Origin of the sequence: Kribbella sp., assembly GCF_035655035.1 — a bacterium.
Classification (GTDB): Bacteria; Actinomycetota; Actinomycetes; order Propionibacteriales; family Kribbellaceae; genus Kribbella.
The window spans coordinates 1-7,499 of record NZ_DASRVN010000195.1; the positions used below are offsets into that span (position 1 = coordinate 1).

Below are 7,499 nucleotides of genomic sequence, written 5' to 3' on the forward strand. Positions count from 1 at the left end.
CCGTCCCGCCGCAAGGCCGACGCGATGCTCGTCTGCGCGGTCACTCCGACGATCCTCGCCGCGCTCTACCGCCTCCGCGAAGGACAGCAGCCGCTGGAGCCGCGCGCCGACCTCACCGCCGCGGAGAACTGGCTGTACCTCGTCACCGGCGAGGAACCGACCGCCGTCCACGCGACCGCGATCGAGCACTACCTGGTGTCGACCGTCGACCACGGCTTCAACGCGTCCACGTTCACCGCCCGCGTGATCGCCTCCACCGGCGCCGACGTGGTCTCGGCGGTCGCCGGTGCGATCGGCGCGTTCTCCGGCCCGCTCCACGGCGGCGCCCCGGACCGCGCACTCGCGAGCCTCGACGAGATCGGTACGCCGGACCGCATCGACGCCTGGGTCCGCGCGAAGGTGTCGGCCGGTGACCGGATCATGGGCTTCGGGCACGCGGTGTACCGCACCGAGGACCCGCGCTCACTGATGCTCCGCGACATCGCCCGCGGCATCGGCGGCGACCTGGTCGACTTCGCGACCACGGTCGAGCAGCGCATCGTCGACGTCCTCGCGGAGCTCAAGCCGGGCCGCAACCTGTACGCGAACGTCGAGTTCTACGCCGGCGTCGTGATGGAGCTGTGCGGCATCCCGCGCGCGATGTTCACCCCCACGTTCGCCGTCAGCCGCATCATCGGCTGGTCCGCCAACATCCTCGAACAATCCACCGACCCGAAAATCATCCGCCCGGCCGCGACGTACGTCGGCCCACCGCCCCCCGCCCCGGTGGTGATCGTGTGAGTGGTTCACCTCCCGGGTCGCCCCCTAACCAGCCGCACCCAGGGCGGGTTGGGTCTTAGGAGCCGGCTGCGCTAGCTGAAGCGCATGACGCCGTCTTCCACGGCGCCCAGGCGGAGTGCGAGGAGGTCTCGGGGGTAGTTCTGGCGGAGGCGCCAGGGGCCCCAGGTGCCTTGGCGGGGGAGGAGGTGGGCGGCTCGGCGGATGTAGCCGGAGGAGAGGTCGATGACCGGGCGGGCCGGTTCGTCGTACCAGGTCGGGGGTACGTCGGCGCGGCAGCGGCGGGTGTTGGTGGCGGTGAGGTGGTTGAGGAGGCGGCAGACGTACTGCGAGGTGAGGTCCGAGCGGAGGGTCCACGAGTTGTTGGTGTAGCCAATGCACCAGGCGAGGTTCGGGACCCCGCTGAGCATCATGCCCTTGTAGACGAAGGTGTCGTGCGGCGCCACCCGCCAGCCGTCGACGGTGAGGTTGATGTTGCCGAGCGCAACCATGCGGAGGCCGGTCGCGGTGACCACCAGGTCGGCCTCCAGCTCGGCACCGGACCGCAGCCGCAGACCGGTCGGCGTGAACCGCTCGATCTCGTCGGTCACCACCGAGGCCGACCCGTCGCGCAGCGCCTTGAAGAGATCCGCGTCCGGGACCAGGCAGAGCCGCTGGTCCCACGGCTTGTACTGCGGCGTGAAGTGCGGATCGACCGGGATCGACGGCGGCAACTGCCGGGCTACGCCGCTGTTCAGCAGCGACGCCGCGTGCGCCGGCCAGCGTCGGAATGCGCTGTAGAGCAAGGTGCTCAGCGCAACGTTCTTCCCACGAATCACCCGGTGCGCGAGGTTCTCCGGCAGTACGGCGCGAATGCGATCCGACAGCCCGTCGACCGCCGGGCGGGACGCGACGTAGCTCGGCGAGCGCTGCAGCATCGTCACGTGCTTCGCCGTACCGGCCATCGCCGGCACCAGCGTCACCGCGGTCGCGCCACTACCGATCACGACCACCCGCTGACCCGTGTAGTCCAGGTCCGCGGGCCAGTGCTGCGGGTGCACGATCCGCCCGCGGAACTCGTCCTGCCCCTCGAAGTCGACCACATGCCCCGCGTCGTAGTCGTAGTACCCGCTGCACACGTAGAGGAACGAGCACGTGTACGTCGTGTCACCGGTGTGCACGGTCCAGAGCGCGTCCGCCGACGACCACGATGCGCGGACGACGCGGGCGCCGTACCGGATGTGCTTGTCGATCCCGTACGCCGCCGCCGTCTCCTGCAGGTACGACAAGATCGACGGCCCGTCGGCGATCGCCTTCGCCGCCTTCCACGGGCGGAACGGGAACCCGAGCGTGAACATGTCCGAGTCCGACCGCACCCCCGGGTACCGGAACAGGTCCCAGGTGCCGCCGAGCGCCTCCCGGGCCTCGAGGACGGCGTACGTCCGGTCCGGGCAGCGGGTCTGGATCCGGTACGCCGCTCCGATCCCGGACAGTCCCGCGCCGACGATCAGAACGTCGTAGTGCTCCATGTACTTCACGGTAATAAAGATTCTCGCGCGGCGTTGTCGATTCCGTGTCGTGGCGATCGTCAGCAAGATGTCCAAGACAAGCCCTAGACGAGGGAGCCCGAGATGGCGCAGTACATGTTTCTGCTCTTCGACAGCGAGGACTGGTACGACCAGTTGACCCGCGAGCAGTGGGACCAGACGATGAAACTGCACGGCGAGTTCGCGGCGGCGGTGGAGAAGGCCGGGGCCAAGCTGCTCGGCGGCGAGGCGCTGGAGCGGTCGAGTACGGCGAGCACGGTCAAGCAGCGCGAGGGCGCCGAACCGCTGGTCACCGACGGGCCGTTCATCGAGACCAAGGAGGCGCTCGGCGGCTTCTACCTGGTCGAGGCCCGCGACCTCGACCAGGCGCTCGAGCTGGCGAAGCTCTGCCCGTCCGGCAACGTCGAGGTACGACCGGTGATGCCGACCTCCGACGAGGCCGCTCCGCCGGCCTGACCGTGCCGGCAGCATCGGGTACGCCGGCGGCGCCCGGCGCCGGCGTACCCGCCGGGGACGGGAGCGAGTGGTGACCGAAGCGGTCGAGGTGACGCGAGTCGTGGACCGCGCCCACCGGGAGTGCTGGTCGACCGTGCTCGCGGCGGTGGTGCGGGTGACCCGCGACCTCGATCTGGCCGAGGACTGTACGCAGGACGCGTTCGTGCAGGCGCTGCGGACCTGGCCGGACGGCATCCCGGCGAACCCGGGCGGCTGGCTGAGTACGGTCGCCCGGCGGCTCGCGCTGGATCGGCTGCGGCGCGAGACGAACCTGCGCCGGAAGCTCCCGCTGCTGGTGGAGGAGCCGGGCGAGGTCGAGCAGCCGACGGATCCGTTGCGGCTGGTGTTCACGTGCTGCCACCCGGCGCTGGCGCGGGACTCGCAGGTGGCGTTGACGTTGCGGCTGATCTGCGGGCTGACGACGCGGGAGGTCGCGGCGGTGCTGCTGATCGGCGAGGCGACGGCCGCCGCGCGGATCACCCGGGCGAAGAAGAAGATCGCGGCGGCGGGTATCCCGTACCGGATCCCCGCGGATCGTGAGCTGCCGGCGCGGCTGGACGTGGTGCTGACCGTCGTACATCTGGTCTACACGGCCGGGCATGTGGCGGCCGGGCCGGAGTTGATGCGGACCGATCTGACCGGGCGGGCGATCGAGCTGGCGCGGTTGCTGGTGCGGTTGATGCCGGACGAACCGGAACCGCAGGCGTTGCTCGGGCTGCTGCTGATGACCGAGGCGCGCGGGGACGCGCGGGTGAGTGCGGACGGCGAGTTGGTGCTGCTGGCGGATCAGGATCGCTCGCGGTGGAACGCGCAGCTGCTAGGCGAGGGCGTCGCGCGGGCGACTGCCGCGTTGCAGCGCGGGCACGGGCGGTTCGCCCTACAGGCGGCCGTGGCGGGGTTGCACATGACGGCGCCGAGCTGGGAGCAGACGGACTGGCGGCAGGTGGTGCGGATGTACGACGCGATGCTGGTCAGCTGGCCGACGCCGATCGTCGCGCTCAACCGTGCGGCGGCGCACAGCCTGGTGCCCGGGGCAGATCTCACGGCGGTCCTGGCCGAGCTGGATGCGCTGAGCGAGGAGCCGGCGCTGGCGGCGTACGCCTATCTACCGGCCACCCGAGCAGATGTCCTCACGCGACTGGGGCGCTCGGCCGAGGCCGCCGACGCCTACCGGCAGGCGATCCAGCTGACCGCCAACGAAACCGAACGCCGCTTCCTCACCACCAGGCTGAATGCGCTTTAGGGCCGCGGAGCCCAGAGCTGGTCGGCGTCGCCGGCTTCCAAGCGGCCTTTGTACACGTCGATCTTGTGATCGATGAGTTCCAGGCTCTCCTGGAGCTCGGCGAGCTGGGTGAGGATCTCGGAGCGGTGCGTCTCCAGCAGCTCCAGGCGGTCCTTCTCGTTGCCGCGGCCGGCCAGGACGAGCTCGGCGTACTGGCGGATCGTGCGGATCGGCATCCCGGTGGCGCGGAACTTCGTGCAGATCTTGATCCAGTCCAGGTCGACCTTCCGGTACCGGCGGCGCCCGCCCGCGGTCCGGTCGACCGTGGTGACGACCAGTCCGGCGCGTTCGTAGTACCGGAGCGTGTGGACACTGACGCCGGTGCGTTCGGCGGCTTCGGCGATGCTGATCCCGCGTTCATTGACTTCGAGCACGCTCTAAATCCTAACGTCATCGGTATGACTGTCTCAACGCCTGAGTCCACTGGTCTGACCAGTACCCACAGGTACCTGGTCCTGACGATCTGCTGCGCCAGCCTGCTGATCTCGGTGATGGACATCTCGATCGTGAACATGGCCCTGCCCGCGATCCGGGACGACTTGAACGCCTCGACGGCCGGCCTGCAGTGGACCGTCGACGCCTACACCCTGGTCCTCGCGAGCTTCCTGATGCTGGCCGGTTCCACCGCCGACCGGTACGGCCGGAAGCGGATGTTCCGGCTCGGCCTGATCGTCTTCGGACTCGGCTCGCTGCTGTGCAGCCTCGCCCCGGGGATCAACACGCTGATCGCGGCCCGCGCCGTCCAGGCCGTCGGCGGCACGATGCTGAACCCGGTCGCGATGGCGATCGTGGTCACGGTGTTCCCGGACCGCGCCGAGCGGGCCCGGGCGATCGGCGTCTTCGGCGCCACCGCCGGCCTCTCGCTGGTCCTCGGCCCGATCCTCGGCGGCGCGCTCGTCGACGGCCTCGGCTGGCGCTCGATCTTCTGGGTGAACCTGCCGATCGTCGTGCTCGCGGTGGTCTTCACCAGCCGGTACGTCCCGGAGTCCCGCGCCGCCCGCGGCCGCCGCTTCGACCCGGTCGGCCAGCTCCTCGTCGTCGTCCTGCTCGGCGGAGTGGTGACCGCGATCATCGAGTCCGAGAAGCGCGGCTGGACCGCGCCGCCGATCATCGCGCTGCTCGTGCTTGCCGCGGTCGCGGCCGCCGTGCTCATCCCGTACGAACGCCGCCGGGACGAGCCGATGCTCGAGCTCCGGCTGTTCCGCAGCGTCCCGTTCAGCTCGGCCGTCGTCATCGCGCTCTTCGCGTACAGCGGGTTCGGCGTGTTCCTGTTCCTCACCACGCTCTACCTGCAGAGCGTCCGGCACCTGTCCGCGCTGGACGCCGGCCTGAGTCTGCTGCCGGTCGGCCTGCTGATCTGCGTGCTGTCACCGCTCACCGGCCGGGTCGTCGGCGCCCACGGTCCGCGGCTGCCGCTCGTCGTCGCCGGATCGGCGCTCACGCTCGGAGCCGTAGCATCGTCGACAATCGGATTGTCGACGCCGCTGCCGGTCGTGCTCGCGATCTTCCTGCTGTTCGGCGTGTTCCTGGGCGTGGTCAACCCGCCGATCGCGAACTCGGCGGTGTCCGGGATGCCCGTGTCGATGGCCGGTCTGGCCGGTTCGCTCGCCTCGGTCGGCCGTCAGACCGGTACGACGCTCGGCGTCGCGGTGGCCGGCTCTATCGTCGGCGCGACCGCGACCACCGACCCGCAACGGTTCGTCCGCGCGGCCCATGTCGTCTGGTGGCCGATGATCGCGGTCGGCCTCGTCGTCGTCGCGCTGGCCCTGATCAGCACCAGCCGCCGCGCCCGCCTCACCGTGCAGGAGCTGTAGCGGGTAGTCCGAAGTACGTCACCAGGGACGGTGTGCTGAAGACGTGGATGTGGGTGAGGCCGCCAGGGGTCGGGGTCAGTACTGCGATGCCGTACGGCTCGCCCTTGTAGTACGAGCCCACCGCGGGCTGGCCGTTCGCGATGACCGGGATCATCCGCCAGTCGCCCGGTTCGCCCGCCGCGTCGGCCATCACCCGCATACAGGTCACCAGACCGCTGAACCAGGTCGGCGTACCGACCATCTCGAGCGCGGCGTCCGCGCGCAGGGCGCGTTCGAGCGCGGCGGTGTCGGCGTTCTCGAAACCCGCGATGTAGTCGTCGAGCAGCGCTCGCGCCGCGGGATCGGTGGGTTCGTAGACCTCGCCCTGCGTCGGTGCCGTCTCGTCGATCCGGGCCCGGGCGCGTTGCAGCGTGCTCTTCACCGCCGCGACCGAGGTCTCGAGCATCGTCGCGACCTCGGCCGCCGGGAACGCGAGCACCTCGCGGAGGATCAGTACCGCGCGCTGCTTCGGCGGCAGGTACTGCAGCGCGGCGATCAGCGCCAGCCGCAGGCTCTCCCGGAGCGTGACGATCGCGGCCGGATCGTCGGCCACCATCGACTCGGGGATCGGCTCGATCCAGCCGATGCCGTCCGGCACCGGCCCCGGTGCGGCGTCCAGTTCGGTGCTCGCGGCAACGATCCCGGAGGGCAGCGCCCGGCGGCCGCGCTGCTCGAGCGCGGTCAGGCAGACGTTGGTCGCGATCCGGTACAGCCAGACCCGGACCGACGAGCGGCCCTCGAAGTCCGCCCACGCCCGCCAGGCCCGCAGGTATGTCTCCTGCACCGCGTCCTCGGCCTCGTGCACCGACGCCAGCATCCGGTAGCAATGCGCCAGCAGCTCCTTGCGGTACGGCTCGAGGTCGGCGAACTCTTCCATCACCACTCCCTGAACGGTCACAGCCCCAGCACCTGCCGTCCCCACTGTCCCATCCGCGAGATCGCATCGTCCGCCTCCGGCGCCCGACCCGCCGCCATCTGGAACGTGTGCTGCATCTCCGGGAAGACATCGAGCCGTACGTCGACGCCCGCCCGCTGTGCCGCGTCCGCGAGTTGCCGGGCGTCGTCCAGCAGTACCTCGTCCGCGCCGGCCTGGACGTAGATCGGGCCGAGCCCGGTCAGGTCGCCGTACGTCGGGTTCACCGACGGGTCCCGCGGCGAACCGTCCGGGCCGAGGAAGATCCAGGCGAGCCCGCGGACCAGGTTCCGGTGGAAGAACGCGTCCTTGTCCCGGTTGCTGTCGTACGTCGCGCCGCTCGCCTCGAAGTCGATCCACGGCGAGAACGGCAGCGCACCGGCCGGCAGCGGCAGGCCTTGCGCGCGGGCCCGGAGCTGGGCGGTGATCGCCATACCGCCGCCGGCCGAGTCGCCGGTGAAGACGATGTGCTCGGGGGCGATGCCTTGGTCGAGCAGCCAGCGGTACGTGTCGACCGCTTCGTCGAGCTGGACCGGGTGGATGCGCTCGGGTGCCAGCGAGTAGTCGAAGACGAGGGCGCGGGCGCCGACGGCCTTCGCGAGATGGGCGAAGAGCTTGCGGTGCGAGTAGCGGGAGCCGCCGACGTAGCCGCC

The 7,499-nt window shown here is 70.5% G+C and carries 8 protein-coding genes; 4 read left to right on the forward strand and 4 right to left on the reverse strand.

The annotated features are described in order from the left end of the window. The coding region (locus VFF46_RS11475) for a citrate/2-methylcitrate synthase (RefSeq protein ID WP_325037065.1) at window positions 1-780 on the forward strand (780 nt) is incomplete at its 5' end. A gap of 71 nt (window positions 781-851) precedes the next feature. Here VFF46_RS11475 and VFF46_RS11480 read toward each other — a convergent pair. Then, on the reverse strand, window positions 852-2,285 hold the full coding sequence (locus VFF46_RS11480; protein WP_325037066.1) for an NAD(P)/FAD-dependent oxidoreductase: 1,434 nt from the start codon (window positions 2,283-2,285) through the stop codon (window positions 852-854). A 102-nt stretch (window positions 2,286-2,387) separates the two neighbouring features. Between VFF46_RS11480 and VFF46_RS11485 the strand changes: the two genes are divergently transcribed. Together VFF46_RS11485 and VFF46_RS11490 are read left to right on the forward strand one after the other, a co-directional pair. Continuing rightward, entirely contained in the window at window positions 2,388-2,759 is a 372-nt protein-coding gene (locus tag VFF46_RS11485; protein WP_325037067.1) for a YciI family protein, read from the forward strand. 70 nt (window positions 2,760-2,829) lie between these two features. Next, complete coding sequence (locus VFF46_RS11490; RefSeq protein ID WP_325037068.1) at window positions 2,830-4,041, forward strand: RNA polymerase sigma factor; 1,212 nt, start codon at window positions 2,830-2,832, stop codon at window positions 4,039-4,041. Here the strand turns inward: VFF46_RS11490 and VFF46_RS11495 are convergent. Further along, on the reverse strand, window positions 4,038-4,454 hold the full coding sequence (locus VFF46_RS11495; RefSeq protein WP_325037069.1) for a MerR family transcriptional regulator: 417 nt from the start codon (window positions 4,452-4,454) through the stop codon (window positions 4,038-4,040). The two genes, VFF46_RS11490 and VFF46_RS11495, sit on opposite strands and share 4 nt — an antisense overlap. A 24-nt stretch (window positions 4,455-4,478) precedes the next feature. On the opposite strand from VFF46_RS11495, the gene VFF46_RS11500 reads away from it, so the two are divergent. After that, complete coding sequence (locus VFF46_RS11500) at window positions 4,479-5,894, forward strand: MFS transporter (protein WP_325037070.1); 1,416 nt, start codon at window positions 4,479-4,481, stop codon at window positions 5,892-5,894. Here VFF46_RS11500 and VFF46_RS11505 read toward each other — a convergent pair. Both VFF46_RS11505 and VFF46_RS11510 read right to left on the reverse strand, forming a co-directional pair. Next, the gene (locus tag VFF46_RS11505; protein ID WP_325037071.1) at window positions 5,875-6,810 is read right to left on the reverse strand and encodes an RNA polymerase subunit sigma-70; all 936 of its coding nucleotides are present in this window, start codon (window positions 6,808-6,810) and stop codon (window positions 5,875-5,877) included. The genes VFF46_RS11500 and VFF46_RS11505 overlap by 20 nt on opposite strands. Before the next feature lie 17 nt (window positions 6,811-6,827). Beyond that, on the reverse strand, window positions 6,828-7,499 hold a 672-nt coding region (locus VFF46_RS11510), incomplete at its 5' end, for an alpha/beta hydrolase (protein WP_325037072.1).